The organism is Bacteroidetes bacterium GWF2_43_63 (genome assembly GCA_001769275.1).
Taxonomy (GTDB): domain Bacteria; phylum Bacteroidota; class Bacteroidia; order Bacteroidales; family DTU049; genus GWF2-43-63.
In genome coordinates this window covers 92,439-107,412 of sequence record MEOQ01000028.1, presented here as the reverse complement: position 1 = coordinate 107,412, position 14,974 = coordinate 92,439, and the positions used below count along the sequence as shown (strand labels likewise).

The window sequence follows — 14,974 nt, the reverse complement described above, 5'->3', positions numbered from 1 at the left end:
TTTTGAAGGGTCAAAACTCATATTATTAATCCAAAATTTAGGAGCAAAGCTAATAAATATAACTCTGCACAGCCTTATTCGGCTGGCAACCCCTCAATCAACCCCTCAACCACCTCCAGCTCAAATCCCGTCAACAACACAATATCCTCAACACAATATCCAGCGTAATGCAATATGATTGCTTCGCGCTTTGTCTCTATGTTTTCGGAATCCTGTAATACCGGAATCGTCAGATTAAACCCACACACAGAGCATGAGTACAGGCTTCGGCCATTCACAGTTCCTTCTTCGCTGAAATTTTCAGCCTTGCATTTCGGGCAGAACATAGTTAATAGGAATTATTTCCGGCAGGCGTAATAAAACCATGCCAGGGCAGTAGCTAATTTATTTTACCAAGCTCTTCTTCGTGTCTTTCGGGGTCTGTAATCGTCTTCTTCGATTATATTTGCGTTGAAGGGAACCTCTTTTTGATAAACAGTCTTCCACATATCATACTCTGCCCGTGAAAGCTGTTTCTCCGCAAAGGCGAGTTCAAGCTTGTTCAGCTTATCCAGCGTGGTAGGTTTGTCTGATTTAGTCTTTTTAGCAGCGGTCTTTGCGGGCGTGGCTTTAGCAGCTGTGGCCTTTTTGGCCGGGGTCTTTGCAGAAGTCTTTTTCATGGATTTGTTGAAATAGGGTCGCAAAGATAATAATGTTTTGATTTGATTGATTGAGGTTTAACAGGAGTAAATGAAAATATGTAAAAATCTTTATATGTTGTTTTTTTCAGTGGCGCTGTTTGGGCCGGAATATCAGGCATGGTCTCTAAAATTTCTGGTTAAAAAGACTTCAGTTTTTGTGATTAGGGGTGGCGCTGTTTGGGCCGGAATCGGTGGCACTCTTTGCTCCGAAATAGTCGGATTGTCAATTGTTTGGGCCTGATAAAATGCTGAAAGGAAGGTTGTTTTGGAAGTGGCGCTGATTTGGCCGGAATATGTGGCGACGATATCGTCACATACAATATCGCATATCGCAATACGCGATATATATTTAAAAAACATTTGTTTATCAATGATTTTTGTTGTAATATTGCATATCGCAATACGCAATATTTGAAAAACATGAAATCAGCAACCATACAAATGAAGCCGCAGGATGTTGTCATTCTGCTAAAGATTATCGCTATGCGCAGCGACAATTGGCAGCAAAAACCATTGGCCGATTCATTAAAGATGAGTCAGTCGGAAATAAGCCAGGCAGCATCGCGCATGCAATATGCCGGGCTCCTGTTGGGCAAGAAGGTGATGCGGCTTGCTTTTTTCGATTTTCTGAAATATGGGCTCAGCTATGTGTTTCCGCAAAAGCCCGGACCCATTGTAAGGGGCATGCCTACTGCGCACTCGGCACTACCGCTGAATAAAAAAATTATAAGCGAAGAACAATTTGTATGGCCTTATGCGGCCGGAAAAGTAAGAGGACACGGTATTGTTCCGCTCTATTCGTCGGTGCCCGATGCAGCCATGAATGACAGCGCACTATATGAGCTGCTGGCGTTGGTCGATGCGGTCAGAGTTGGCCGCACACGCGAAAAAGATCTGGCGCTGAAAGAACTCGAAAAAAGAATTGTGAATGGAGAATAAAACAATCAATCTCGGGATGGTGTCCGATGTCGCCAAAGCATTGCAGGAACTGAATGAGAAAATGGTTTTTGTGGGTGGCGCTGTTATAAGTGTTTACACCGACGACCCTGCTGCCGACGAGATTCGTCCCACATCCGATATAGATATGACCATTAAGCTGGCAACCTATTCCGAGTGGGTTAATCTTGAAAAAAGGTTGCTGGAACTGAAGTTTGCACCTAATCCGGAAGGACATGCGCTTTGCAGTTTTTTATACAACAAGATAGAAATTGACATCATGCCTTCGGAGCCAGGAGCATTGGGCGATTCCAACCGCTGGTATGAACCGGGCTTTGAGTCATTGCAGGAAATTAAAATCCATGGTCAAACCATTCGTGTGCTCTCAGCACCCTATTTTATTGCCACCAAACTTGAAGCTTTTCACAGCAGAGGCACTGATTACAGGACCAGTCACGATTTCGAAGATGTAATCTATATAATTGACAACCGCACCAATATTGTCAAAGAAGTGGCAGATGCCAATGATGCAGTTAAACAATATCTCAAAGACGAATTCACAAAAATTCTGAGCAATAAAAATTTCCCCGAGATTATAAGTGCTCATATTCATCCGTTGATGCTGGAAGAGCGGATGTCAATTGTGACAGATAAATTAAAAAATATGTGCGATTATTAATTTCAATAGCCCCAATTCAGTAGAACATTTTATCATTTACCAACTCGCCGCAACAAACCGAATACCACCCCGACGGAACGTTCACCCCGCTGGATGACGAAACCGCCACACACCCACTCGATATCGGACACTGGAAAGATTCAGAATTGAGGTTTGCGAAACATTATGCGGTGGAGAGGATGAGGGCGTGGTTGAGAGTTGCTTATGGGGTGGCGCTGGGTGGGCCGGAATAGTAAGCATAGCTACTCTCAAAAATACTTGTAATTTCAAGTTTCTTCATTCAATTACGAAAATGCAATAAAATAAGATGTTTCAACGGCTGCATTTCGTGTGATATTGATTCATCTTGAACTTTAATAAGAAGAAATATAATCCAAATCAATGAAATGTAATCTTCGGTTACCTAACCTAAAAATGTCGGCAAGGTTTCAATCCACCCTATTACAGTATCAATTGTTTCACTTTTAATGTCGCTGTCTGAAAAAGGATCGTACTTGTGCCATCTATTGTTTTCTTTGTCATAGTATGCGACATACGAGAACACGAAACGTCCATTACTAAGAGGTTTTGATGCACTTACAAGATATACTCCTGATTTCGATGGGAGTTTAGTTTTTATGTTTGTCCAATCCATATGTTTGGTATTTATTCGGTTTTAAGTTTCTTTAAAATTCCTTTCGTTTGCCTTATCAAATGTACAAAAACTTCATCCTATTCACCAATGTTAATCTTGTAACACAAAAAAAACAAGCAGCACTGAAATTGAATAGAAGCACAAAGCTAAAAGTTTGCACGACAGTCCGACTAACGAAAAAAACTTTGTTACAAGTTGGCCTGCATTCCATAAAGTAATACGACGTTTCAATTTACTCTTCTCCTTCTTCATTATTATCCATTGCTGCCTTTTTCAAACTGTCATAAAGCAATTGAGTTAGTTCTGATTTCAAAAAATCATCATTCAGTATTTTGATGAAAAGTTCCTTTGATGTTCTCGTTTTTAAACTAATTCTTGTTTGGTCGCCATTGAATTTAATTCTACGCTTAAGTTTTGGGTGGGCTAGAATAAAATTTTTCACATCATTAAACGGAATATTCAGAACTGGCGAATGATGCCGGATGCTCATTATCTTCTTTGCATACTTTAATTCACCTATTAGCTCTCTCAATTGTTCAATATCTTCCAAAAGATTGGTTGCCTCAATTGTCAACAAATTTTCTTCTGCTTTGTTTCTGATTATTTGGTCATAACCAAAACTATTCTGAAATGTTTTTAAACTCAATACAATCAAAGCATCGTTTACCAACATAAATTCAACTGTTTCATTTATTTTGATTACGTTATCAGTGAACCGTTCTAATCTTGTGTTAGAAGGCACTAAGCCGTAATATGAACCTTGCCGCATTAGACTAATCGGATACTGTTTTTTGTAAAGCACAACTTTGTTTGCCTCGTTGCCAAGGCAAATAATAAATGCTTTAATTTTCCCTAAATCATCTGCTTTAAAAGAGAAGTTTGCAAACGATTGTTCTCCGTCTTGTTGCAAAACAAATAATTCGGCTGCATTTACATCAAAAAGCGGTTGCAAAAGTGCAGGTTGCTCTTCTAAGTTGTAATAATATGCGGCATTTCCACTGTCGTCTGCTTCTGTAATTGAACCATAATTAAGATCTGCATTATTTGCAATCCGCTGTTGAATGTAGCCTGTAAACTGTGTTTTCAAATCAGTTGCAACTTGTGGAGAGATGTCTGCAAAGCGGATTAAACATTCTCCATTATCTTCCAGAACGAAATAAACTTTAATCCCAATCGGATTACCGTTGGCAAAAAGAAATGCAATGTTCTGATTTAGTTCTTCTCTTGTCATTATTGTAGTTTTGCGTAGTAAATATTGTCGCTGATGTGTTTGCAAAAAAGCCAGTCATCTTTTTTTGCTTTTCCTTTTACTATTACAATTATTCCTTCTTGTTTCAGAGTGCTGATTTTATAAATTTGAAAGCCCATAAGTGCCAATGTTGGGTTGGTGTAAAACATATTTGTTTTCAAGTAAATCCAACCTATTAAGAAAAGCACACAAAAAAGCATCAACAGATTTCTGTTTTCGTCAAGGTTGAAATCCAAATCGAAGCAAACCAACGGTATTATGTAAGTCGCAAGAAAAGTAATTGTTTCATAGTTGCAGTTTTCAATTTTTGTAACCTGAACTGGAAGATTAGTTGCTCCTTCAATGATTTGGTGATTGAAACGCAAATAAAAAAAAGCAGCCAATGTCATAAATATCAAACTTATGACGACAACAATATGGTCAGTAAATAGAGTTTTAAAGGAAATAAAACCACAGCCTTCACAAAAGCAATATGGGACCTTGTTAATGAATAACAAAAGAAAAAGTAGGAATATTGAGATGATATATAATTCAAACTTTTGCCACATTTCTCTGATCTTATTGTTTATAGATTGTCCATCTCTGTTGTATCGTTATTTAGTCTTGCTCGAACACCCTTATTAACTAACCCAATTCTGAACAAAAGTGTAGTCGCTAACCCTTCTGGTTAACCGTACCTTAACGCCCAAGAGGTCGACTTGTTTATCCGTCTAAAAGATTGTCTGTGTGTTAGGAATTATTTAACCGCCCACCACATCTTCCAACCCCAAATATATACACATTTTTGTTAAAAACAAGGTTTCTAGCGAAAATATTTTGAAATTTATTCGATGAATTGAGCGGAAAGCAGTATAAATGAGGGTTGGGCGTGGTGTCTGATAATAAACAGACACGGAACCATGGCTTTGCATGTTGTCTTCTTCCAAGTTGCGCTTCCAATCAGTAAATTGAATATGTTTTATGGGTGGTCAGTTTGCGCCGGCGCAAGGTGGTCAATTTGGTCCGGCGGAGGGTGGTCAATTTGCAGCGACGCGAACTGATTTTTTTAACGTTTTTTCCACTTACGTACATATTATCTAACAATGCATCAAGTGCGTTACTAACAGTGGACGGTTGTTGAATTATTGTTTTATACATTATATTTACTTGATATTTGTTTTCGAAATCTTGATGTTCTTTTTCTGTTGTGTGGGCAAAACCAAATTGGGTTTAATTGAGCAAGTGCTTTTGGGTGACATTTCAACTGTTGATAAAGAGCATTAAAAATTTAATCGTTAACTTAACATGAGCTAAAATAATTATTGATGTATTTTTGCAATTAATATTTAATAGAGCAATCCATGAGACAGATGTTAATGAAACTTTATGAAGAAATTCTTGAAGTAAATCCCACGGCAATTTTAACGGGCAGCATGGCGCTTGCATTCCAGAAAATTAGATTAAGACGAGAGCCTTGTGATTTAGACATAATTATCCCAAAAGCGGGGGGGGAATTCGTATTAATCCCCGGGCTTGAATACAAAACTGAAGAAGACACAGGAATTGGTGAAACCATCTATGAGGGCTCACCTTACATTTGTAAAAAATATTACTACATGAGTGACAATATTGAGACCCCTAGTAATTCAAAAAAAATAGTCGTCGATGTTTTTTTGCCAAAGTATGCGAAGGACGTTTATCCTGATTACTATGAAACACATGCTGGGCTGAAAATTGCAATGGCTTATGGGATTTGTGAAGCAAAAATTAGAGGGGCCTTAAACATAGAATATTCTGGAAGGCATAAACATGTTATTGATTTGATATATATTATTCTGAATAACTCAGATTTTGATCCAGTTTGCTTTAAAGAGCTGGCTGTTGAATTATTGGAAAAAAACTTCATTAACACTTATTCAAATAATAGAATTTCTCATATGTTGCGTTTAAGTCGACCATTAGTTTTCTTTGACACAGAAACAACAGGCACAGATACTGTAAATGATAGAATACTCGAAATATCGGCAATAAAAATACACCCATATGGAGAAAAAGAGACAATAACGCAAAGAATAAATCCTACGAGACCTATACCCAAAGAAGCATCGAATGTGCATGGGATTTATGATTCTGACGTAGAAAACATGCCTACCTTTTATGAATATAAAAATACTGTAATTGATTTTTTCAAGGACTGCGATGTTGCGGGGTTTAACATTCTTTCATATGACGTTCCAATATTAGTAGAAGAAATCCTTAGGGCTGAAGGCGATGAGCCATTTGATGAAAAGACAAAATTTATTGATGCCTTAAAGATATATCATGAAAATGAAAAAAGAGATTTATCTTCTGCATATAAGTTTTACTGTGATAAGAATTTAGAAGGGGCACATGGAGCTGAGGCAGATACAAACGCAACTATTGAAGTGCTGGAAAAGCAAATTGTAAAATATGGGCTGCCAAATACGGTTGAAGAATTGCATGAGATTTCCAATAAGGGTAACGCAATAGTTGACTACGGTAGAAAGTTTGTTAGAAATCAAAAAGGGAATATAGTTTTTTCATTTGGGAAACATAAGGACGAGAGCGTTCATCGGCATTTTGATTATTTAAAATGGATGCTAGGGGCAGATTTTTCAAAACATACAAAGTATATTATTCGACAAATACTTAATGGAAATTTCGGTAAAGAGCAAAGTGAATACCCTAAGGATTTATTTCTCTAAACACTTTCTGGGACTATAGAAGAAAAGTAGGTTGTAAGAGCTATGTAGATAACTAAAGCCATTGATGTTGCTGCATGTGTAAGTCTCCCCAAAATCCAGAAAGTCCATTGTCTTACAAGGATGCCGTTTTGAAAACTAATAATTACAGCAGCTTTACTTAACATCCAACTTCTCATGTGAATTAATTAGCAATAGAAATTAATTCCGACGATGGGCGGGGCTGCTGGCGAACGGGGGAATTAGCTTTCTGACCGAATCAGCTTTGCATTTTACTATTGGCGCAGCATGTAATTTTACTGGGTCTTAAACTTTCCGGCATTCTCCATACCCCACCAGGTCTCGTATGCAGTTATTTTTGAATGGTCGTTGAAATGATGTGATGGATACACGGCCTCTCGCAAGAGTGGGTTGATCCCTTTTGAAATCAGGATTTCAACTACTTCTTTTACGTTTTGCGTCATTTCTTTTGAAGCACTGTAAGTAGGGAAAGAAATATGGTTCACAATAAACAGTAAATGATTGTACCACACATAAACAGTGGGAATACTGCTTCTGATGTTTATTCCTTCTCTTTCAGACAAAATGATTTCGTATAGTTCTACAGCTGATAAAGACTCGGGATCAATATAATCTGTACCATCACATTGCGAAATCGAAGTTGTGTCTGCTGCCTGTATAACTGATGAATGCCCGGCTGTTACTCCGTACAGCTCACACAATCCCATTTTAATTAATAGGACGATACTGGTGCCGGCCGCTAATGAGATATTTTTATCATTGAGTAGTGAAACACTCAGAACTGCCCCGGCGGAATCAATGCACACAATTTCAGTTGGGATATAGCTTCTGAAATTGAACTTGCTTTCAAACAGAGAAATGTTGTTTATTAAAATGGCTGAAACGCCCCGGTTATAGTATGCTGTAGCGGATTCGAGTTCATTACCGGTATTAATAGAGTATGCCCATAAAATGAAACTGAGGCCGTTTACGGAGCTTAGTGAAAAGGGAATCGGATTTTGATAATTGGATGATTGCTCTGTCATAGTGTTTCAGGTTATATACGGTTGTAAAAGTAACTTTTCAATTGAGCGGCATCTAGCCCTTCAAGCTGCCTCAGGGTGCTAACATTATTCAGCGTGTTAAATGCGTTTCTAAAAGCAATTATTAAAGAGAAAAAGTTTTTGAAAGTCGCAAAATTATAGTCTTCTTCGATTGATTCTCTCGTGAAATATTTTGCATGCATAATAACATTTCGCAGTTTTGCAATTTTTTCACTTTCAATACCAGATAAACCAATCTTTGATTTTATCTCTGGTTCCAGCCATCTTGACTTAGAAAAGCCCAATAAATCACTTAAATACAGAACCTGCAGAATACCCACTTGCTCCGCGGATTTAATGGTTTTATCACTATTGAGTGATTTAATTTTTTCTACAAAATAATTGTCTTTTGAGTCCTTTTTGTGTTGATATTGAAAATAGTCTCTGAAAGATTGAATATCGAATCCAAATGTATTCAGGTGATTGCGAAGGGCTGTTTCAAAATTGAAAAAATTCTGATACAACGCCTGATATACTTCAAGGACATTGTAGTTCGTAAAATGAACAATACCACATAGTTTTTCGTTATCAAATGCAAAAAGCAAATTGCTCGGAGAGAGCTCCATACTTTTCAAAACTGACTGGTCAAAAATATTGCGTCGAATATCAACCTTTTGGTCAGCATCAATGGGGTTCGACGACCACTTGCCGTTTTGAAACTGCCAGTATGTTTCTCCCGATGCATCAGGCACGATATCGATGCCTAATGTTGTACAGATACGCGCACAGGTATCTGCATATTCTTTTGAATAAAATATCACATCGCTTGTGACAATACTTTCAATTTTGGGTTCTATCCAGTTCATGGTTAATTAATTATAAAAATGGGACGTGCTGAATGCTTTGAAATTTTAGATTTGTTGTGACAAGTTTCTCTCACTCCCCAAAAACTCCCCCACATACTCCCGATAAACCTTCAGCGACTCAGCACTCAACCCAAACAGATTATCACTGCGCAAGGCTGCCGGCTTCTTCCCGGCTTTCAAATCCTGATAGGTAATATGCAACATACTCCGATTCGTCACAATAATGAAATGTGCATTGGTGTACGGATAATCTTCAATCAAATCTTTTAGCGCAAAATGGCCCCAGGCGCGGTATTTCACTTCCACATAAAACAACTCTCCGTTTCTGGTGTTTTGCATCACAAAATCGGGCATGCTGCGGATGGCTTTAGCTACCTCGCTGTTCAGCCCCTTAATGCCATGAATGATGGCCGGCACAGTGCGCTCCATGCCATAACTAAACACATTATAATCGTTTGCTTGAAACAATTCCTGAATGATCGTTTCCGCAACGCGGCCTTTGATGAGGTTGTGGGAGAAGTGGGTGGTGGACATGAATGATGAATTTTTGCTGAACAATATTATTCTTCACTAAAATAATCACTATCAATTCGCTTTACAGCATAAGTGTTGACCATAGACACTCCAATACCAAAATCAATCATAAACTGTGAGAGCTTTTCTCCGTCAATCAAAACTATTTTAGTTTCATTTCGTGGAGTATAATCAACAGCTTCTCTTGTAAAAGATGAGGTTGTTATGAAAATCCCCTTTTTCGCACCTTGGCCAGCCAAAGCACCGACAAATTTTTGAATCTCTGGGCGACCAACCACATTTCCTTTTTGCCACCGTTTTGCCTGAATATAAATGATGTCAAGACCTAGCCTGTCTTCTTTGATTGTTCCATCAATGCCTTCATCGCCACTGCGGCCAATTGCCCTGCCAGCATCGTTTATTGAGCCGCCATAACCCATCTTTACGAGCAACTCAACAACAAGGCGCTCAAAAAATGCCGGAGACATGCTTAATACTTGTTGAAGTAAGTCTTGCGCGAGTGACTTTCTCAATTCCTGATATGAAGCTTCAAGAGATTCTTCGGGAGTCTGCACTATTTCAGATTTTTGTTCGGCCTCATCAGTAATTTCCTTTTTGTTTCCAATGAAATCCGTAAAAGCTGGAAATCTCTTAAGATATGCAACATCAATTCTGTCTGGTTTTTCTTTTAAAACCATGAGTCCATCCTCAGTTATTACAGAATACCCACGTTTTGGGGACTCTATTAACTTAGCTTTCTTAAGATACGTTCTTGCCCATCCAATCCGATTATCAAAAATGTTTTGAGAACCACTTGGAAAAAACTCTTTTCTTTCTTCTTCCGTAACACTAAATTCCACAGCAAGATTTTCGATTATTTCTCTGAACCCATGCTCTTTTCCATCAGCAAGTTGTTTTAAAAATGGCAGCATTACAGTTTGGTAGTCTGGTATCATTGGTTGTTGTTTTTTAATTACATTGTTTACTTTTCGAGTTTTTCCCAATTATCTTTAAATTCTGAAGAATTTATTGTGTTCAAATCAATTATACCTCTTGTTACATATTGTTTTACTTTTTTACGCGCTTCATCAGCCGTGCAAATAAAATAATCCGGAAGAGCCATTGTGTCTGCATTCAGATTGACAAAAATGTAGAAACACTCATTTCTAACCTGATCTCTCATGATTGGCCAGCCGACATTCTTCTTTTTGTAAATTGATTTTACCTGAACAGCAATTCTCTTGTTGTCTTTTTCAGCAAAAAGATCAACTGCTTTTGCATTGCCAATGGTTATGCCCACTGACCAGCCACGCCTGTAGAGTTCTGCAGCCACGAAAAATTCTCCAGAGAGACCAGTGTTATTTCTAGGGATTTCTGCCATGCTAATTATTCTGTTACTTTATAATTCTATTCTGTTATCAAAACCCATCAATTTAATTGCATTATGGTAAAGACAATCTTTTCCTTTATCTACTGGATTTACTACTAAAAGTGGTTCTTGAAGACACAATTCATCATTTTTATAATCTGCTTTACAAATTTTAAATTCTGAATGAAAAGGGCAATTGCATTTTGAGCTATCTGTTAAATCTTCTAATACTTTGATAACCCCAAAGAAATATGTCAATGCATCAATTAAGTCAGAATTATATGTAGATATAATAGGAGTTTTATCTTTATATCTAATTATAGGAGTTCCTGTAGAATTTAATAAATCTACCCAAAATGCTTTATCCCTTAATAGAGTTGGATTGTCAAAGATTTTCTTACTACTAAAGTCATGATAAATATTATTCATTAATTGAGTAAATATTATTGAATTAAATTTATAAAAACTGTGATCAAAATATTTTGTACATAGAGCAAGCTGTTCAGTGATATTTTTTAAAGTTGCGTAGAATGAAAATGAAAAAGCAATTACTTCGGTTGGTGTTGCAAGAAATCCATGTACGATGTTTAATAAATTGTCTTTCCCACCTAATTCTTCTTTAAAGTCATTTAAAAACTTAAAAAATCTAATAATTGACCTATTGGGGCTCGCTGTAGATAATGAAGTAGAACATAATAAAACCAGTCCTTCTGCTACGTTTTTATAGTTATTTGTAAAGAAGAACTCAAATAATATCCAATATTCTGGATTTTTTTCAAGGGTGCCATTAGAGGTGCAGTGTATTTTTGAATTAATTAAATCCTGATGAATTTGTTCATCTGTATAATTTAAAAACAATAACGAAGAATATTCTGCCATGTGTTCTCTTATTGTACGTCCGTTAAGAGAAAATGATATTCTGCCATTATTAAAAATTATCACATCTTCGGAAATTTCTTTAATAACGACCTTTGGGTATTCACCAATTTTTTCAAAAGAAGTAGTGCCTTTTATATCGCCAATTAATGAATAAAACTTATTGTAGTGTTTAACTCCAGAATTCCATAATTCAGCATCAGAAATTTCTTTTATTTTTAACGGTAATTTTAAAATAATATTATCATTGACTTTTGAAGCCCCCATTTTATCTAAAGCTAGTACCAGTTCGCAAAAGACAAGTCCCCCCCAACTACAATAAAAGTTTTGTAAATAGTGAACATATTCATGAACAAAAATTCTTTCATTTTGAGTATTACCAAATTGTTTGCTCCCATTAATAATACTTTCAAGATCGATATCTTGTTTGTTAAAATTAAGATCGATATTCAGCGATGCCCAATTATAATTCCTGCCAATTGAAACTTGATCGATAAGATTAAAATAGTTTTCCATATTACCTTTTATTTTTTTTGCTGCTATTAGATATATTGTTTTTTTTGATCCTCTCCACCAACTTCTCTGCCGGTTCATCCTTGGGATTTTGCTTGACTAATGAACCTTCAAAAGCTTTTTTTAAAATTGAATGAGGTAATTGTTCAACAGAGGTTAAAACTGTTTTATATTTTTCTTCTATTGCATCCGCATAAAAAAATAAATTCTCGACACGACGAACAATTTCCTTTTGTTCGATAATTGACGGGATAGGTATTACAATTTTTCCAATTGGTTCGATAAAGAGATTGGCTTGTGCTGTAGCTTTCTGAAGCTTCTTAATCTGATTTTGTACAAGATCCGACCTTAAAACGAATTCAATATATTTTGCAGAATCCTGATTAGATTGAAGTTTTATCAATGCTGCACTTCTGACCATTACAAATTTTAAATTTATAGGGACAGTGCAAACTCTACCAACACTTCCAGAACATGATATTAATACATCATTAAATTCAGGATTACATCTTTTTTTAATTCTTAGATATTCGTCCTCCGGAACAAAATCAACCTTGTCAAGACTAATATAACCATTTTGAATATTTCTTGCTGATAACAAATAATATCCTTCAGAAGATCTTTTTGGGGTAGCATGTTCACCATCTGTGATTAAATCAGCAATATTTTTTATGTTTGCAATATTCCACGAGGTTGGTAATTTATAATTTTCATCAAGTTCAAACTTATTAAATGGAGTACTGTTAGGCTTCTTAGAATTTCCGACTTTACCTATTTTATCAAAATATTTCTGCCGATTACTCTGAATTTCAAGTAACCCATTTTTCAATTTTTTTCCTTTTCTCCAATCCTCAGTCAATTTACCACTCACGGCATACGAAAGTACTTGCTGGCGGAATTGCTTTAAAAGCTGCGGTATAGTATCAATGCGGGAATTAAGTGAATCAATATGCATAAATATGGTTTCGATTTTTTGAGAAATTCTATTTTGTTCTTGTCTGGGGGCAAGGGGAATATTAATTTCTTTATAATCGCTAAATCTCAGGTTTCTAAGATTATTGCTGCCACCCTGATACTTGATAATATCTCCAGATAAATAGTGAAAATGTAAATAATTCTGAATGTATCTTATATTTACAAAATCAGTCATACGAAGCAAGCGAAAAAAATTTGTGCAAACTAAAGGAACCGGGCTTTGTTCAATTGTTTCCTCATCAATATAAACTGTGCGACCAACAGGTTGGTCAGGTCCACCGCCAGAAATTTCTAAAATAATATCTCCTGATGTTAACTCCCTTGATTCAAGGCTAGAACCTTTGATTTTTCTGAGAGCTGCGGTTTTGCCTTTCTCAATTCGCCAATTTTTTAATTCTGCTGCTCTTATACAACCAACCTCAAAGAAATCATTGTTTGTTTCGTCTTCGACATCTTTTCCCCAATCACCACCAATGACAAATGTTGTTAAATCATTTAGTTTGATACTTGACCATCCTATTTTTGAATCTGCACTCATCATTTCAATTCTTTTGCGATTAATTCAATATCTTTTAAGATAGCTTTCAAGTTCTCGGAGGCGCTTTGTAACAATACTTCAGGTGAGGAAATGTTCTGAGATTTTAGAACATTATTGTCTTCAATTAAGCCCAAATCCAGATTATCGCCTTTTATTTTAATATCCTCCCGAGAATAGACAGACCAGCGTTCGTCTTTTATTTTACTACGGTCTTTGGCTTTGTATAATTTCACAAAATCGGTGAAATCCTCAGCAGATAACTGGTTTCGTTTACCAAAGCTTTCCATGTTGGTACGAAGGTCATAATACCAAACTTTCTTTGTGTTATTTGTGTCTTTTTCGCCACGCGTAAAGAACAACACATTGGTTTTAACACCTTGAGCGTAGAATATACCAGTAGGCAAGCGAAGAATTGTATGGAGGTTGCATTTGTTCAGGAGGTCGGTACGCACTTTTTGGCCATCACCATCCTGAAACAATACATTGTCGGGCAACACAACTGCTGCACGGGCTTTGCCATTTGGTTTTAGTGAACGATAGATGTGCTGTAAAAAATTCAATTGCTTGTTGCTGGTTTTAAAAGTGAGGTCGCTTCGAGTTGGACGTTCACCGCCTTTTTTTGTGCCGAAAGGAGGATTAGTAAGAACAAGATCATACCCTTTCAGTTTTTCACCAGCCTGTGATAGTGTATCTGCAAAATATATGGGGCCATCAATTTCATGTAGCATTGCATTCATCAAGGCCAGGCGATGTGTTTCCTGAACCAGTTCGCAACCAGACAAAGCTTTGGTGCGCTGAAAATTTGCATCAACACCATCGGCATAATAATCATCGTATTTTGCTCTGAGGTATTTATCAACTAGTACCATAAAACCAAAAGTGCCACAAGCGGGGTCGTTGCAAAGCTCGCCAGGCTTTGGTTCCATCAGGTTTACCATCACTTCAATCAGGGGGCGAGGGGTAAAATACTGCCCGGCACCTGATTTTTTTTCATTTGCATTTTTCTCCAACAGGCCTTCGTAAAGATTACCCAAGCCTTCCTCTTTTGCTGAATACCAGTCGAGTGCATCAATATTTTTGATGATTTTTTCAAGATTTTTTGGCTCATCAATATTTGTCTGAGCATTTGTGTAAATCTGTTTTACTTTGCCAGAGCCGATGGTGCCTAAATCAAGTAGAAGCTGGCGATAAAATTTCTTTAATTCGACGCCCTCCTTCTTTACTAATTTATCCCAACGATATTTTTCCGGAATTTTATCTTCTGTACCTGTTTCTTTTGCCATTTTAAGGAAAAGAATATAGGTGAGTTCAGAAACATATTGGTGATAAGTGATACCATCATCACGAAGAGTATTACACAAATTCCAAAGTTTGTCAACAATTTCTTTAGTGTTCATTTCA

At 36.8% G+C, this 14,974-nt stretch carries 17 protein-coding genes; 3 read left to right on the top strand and 14 right to left on the bottom strand.

Annotated elements, in window-relative coordinates:
• Positions 1 to 74: 74 nt before the first annotated feature.
• From A2W93_09500 to A2W93_09490, 3 genes are all read right to left on the bottom strand, one after another.
• Complete coding sequence (locus A2W93_09500; protein OFY54529.1) at positions 75 to 326, bottom strand: hypothetical protein; 252 nt, start codon at positions 324 to 326, stop codon at positions 75 to 77.
• Between the two features lie 63 nt (positions 327 to 389).
• Positions 390 to 659 (bottom strand): hypothetical protein, encoded by a 270-nt coding sequence (locus tag A2W93_09495; protein ID OFY54528.1) that lies wholly within the window; start codon positions 657 to 659, stop codon positions 390 to 392.
• A gap of 132 nt (positions 660 to 791) precedes the next feature.
• The gene (locus tag A2W93_09490) at positions 792 to 1,088 is read right to left on the bottom strand and encodes a hypothetical protein (protein OFY54527.1); all 297 of its coding nucleotides are present in this window, start codon (positions 1,086 to 1,088) and stop codon (positions 792 to 794) included.
• 12 nt (positions 1,089 to 1,100) lie between these two features.
• Between A2W93_09490 and A2W93_09485 the strand changes: the two genes are divergently transcribed.
• Together A2W93_09485 and A2W93_09480 are read left to right on the top strand one after the other, a co-directional pair.
• Positions 1,101 to 1,619 (top strand): hypothetical protein, encoded by a 519-nt coding sequence (locus tag A2W93_09485; GenBank protein ID OFY54526.1) that lies wholly within the window; start codon positions 1,101 to 1,103, stop codon positions 1,617 to 1,619.
• Complete coding sequence (locus A2W93_09480; GenBank protein OFY54525.1) at positions 1,609 to 2,295, top strand: hypothetical protein; 687 nt, start codon at positions 1,609 to 1,611, stop codon at positions 2,293 to 2,295. The genes A2W93_09485 and A2W93_09480 overlap by 11 nt, the downstream gene beginning before the upstream one ends.
• Before the next feature lie 403 nt (positions 2,296 to 2,698).
• Here A2W93_09480 and A2W93_09475 read toward each other — a convergent pair whose 3' ends face one another.
• The 3 genes from A2W93_09475 to A2W93_09465 form a co-directional block, all read right to left on the bottom strand.
• Positions 2,699 to 2,929, bottom strand: a complete 231-nt coding sequence (locus A2W93_09475) for a hypothetical protein (protein OFY54524.1) — start codon at positions 2,927 to 2,929, stop codon at positions 2,699 to 2,701.
• Positions 2,930 to 3,161: 232 nt separating this feature from the next.
• Positions 3,162 to 4,160, bottom strand: coding sequence for a hypothetical protein (locus A2W93_09470; protein ID OFY54523.1), 999 nt, complete (start codon positions 4,158 to 4,160; stop codon positions 3,162 to 3,164).
• Complete coding sequence (locus tag A2W93_09465) at positions 4,160 to 4,726, bottom strand: hypothetical protein (GenBank protein ID OFY54522.1); 567 nt, start codon at positions 4,724 to 4,726, stop codon at positions 4,160 to 4,162. Before A2W93_09465 ends, A2W93_09470 begins: the two co-directional genes overlap by 1 nt.
• Before the next feature lie 1,368 nt (positions 4,727 to 6,094).
• Between A2W93_09465 and A2W93_09460 the strand changes: the two genes are divergently transcribed.
• Complete coding sequence (locus A2W93_09460) at positions 6,095 to 6,883, top strand: hypothetical protein (GenBank protein OFY54542.1); 789 nt, start codon at positions 6,095 to 6,097, stop codon at positions 6,881 to 6,883.
• A 293-nt stretch (positions 6,884 to 7,176) separates the two neighbouring features.
• Here the strand turns inward: A2W93_09460 and A2W93_09455 are convergent, their stop codons facing one another.
• The 8 genes from A2W93_09455 to A2W93_09420 are packed head-to-tail and all read right to left on the bottom strand — an operon-like array spanning position 7,177 to position 14,970.
• Positions 7,177 to 7,926 carry a hypothetical protein gene (locus tag A2W93_09455; protein OFY54521.1) on the bottom strand — a complete coding sequence of 250 codons (750 nt, stop codon included), beginning with the start codon at positions 7,924 to 7,926 and terminating at the stop codon, positions 7,177 to 7,179.
• Between the two features lie 11 nt (positions 7,927 to 7,937).
• Positions 7,938 to 8,789: a hypothetical protein gene (locus A2W93_09450; GenBank protein ID OFY54520.1), complete on the bottom strand. Its 852-nt coding sequence runs from the start codon at positions 8,787 to 8,789 to the stop codon at positions 7,938 to 7,940.
• 45 nt (positions 8,790 to 8,834) lie between these two features.
• Positions 8,835 to 9,347 carry a hypothetical protein gene (locus A2W93_09445; GenBank protein OFY54519.1) on the bottom strand — a complete coding sequence of 171 codons (513 nt, stop codon included), beginning with the start codon at positions 9,345 to 9,347 and terminating at the stop codon, positions 8,835 to 8,837.
• 2 nt (positions 9,348 to 9,349) lie between these two features.
• Positions 9,350 to 10,258 (bottom strand): restriction endonuclease, encoded by a 909-nt coding sequence (locus tag A2W93_09440; protein ID OFY54541.1) that lies wholly within the window; start codon positions 10,256 to 10,258, stop codon positions 9,350 to 9,352.
• 26 nt (positions 10,259 to 10,284) lie between these two features.
• The gene (locus A2W93_09435) at positions 10,285 to 10,683 is read right to left on the bottom strand and encodes a hypothetical protein (protein ID OFY54518.1); all 399 of its coding nucleotides are present in this window, start codon (positions 10,681 to 10,683) and stop codon (positions 10,285 to 10,287) included.
• A gap of 18 nt (positions 10,684 to 10,701) precedes the next feature.
• Positions 10,702 to 12,141 (bottom strand): hypothetical protein, encoded by a 1,440-nt coding sequence (locus A2W93_09430; protein OFY54517.1) that lies wholly within the window; start codon positions 12,139 to 12,141, stop codon positions 10,702 to 10,704.
• Complete coding sequence (locus A2W93_09425) at positions 12,065 to 13,576, bottom strand: hypothetical protein (protein ID OFY54516.1); 1,512 nt, start codon at positions 13,574 to 13,576, stop codon at positions 12,065 to 12,067. The genes A2W93_09430 and A2W93_09425 overlap by 77 nt, the downstream gene beginning before the upstream one ends.
• The gene (locus A2W93_09420; protein OFY54515.1) at positions 13,573 to 14,970 is read right to left on the bottom strand and encodes an SAM-dependent methyltransferase; all 1,398 of its coding nucleotides are present in this window, start codon (positions 14,968 to 14,970) and stop codon (positions 13,573 to 13,575) included. Before A2W93_09420 ends, A2W93_09425 begins: the two co-directional genes overlap by 4 nt.
• Positions 14,971 to 14,974 lie beyond the last annotated feature (4 nt).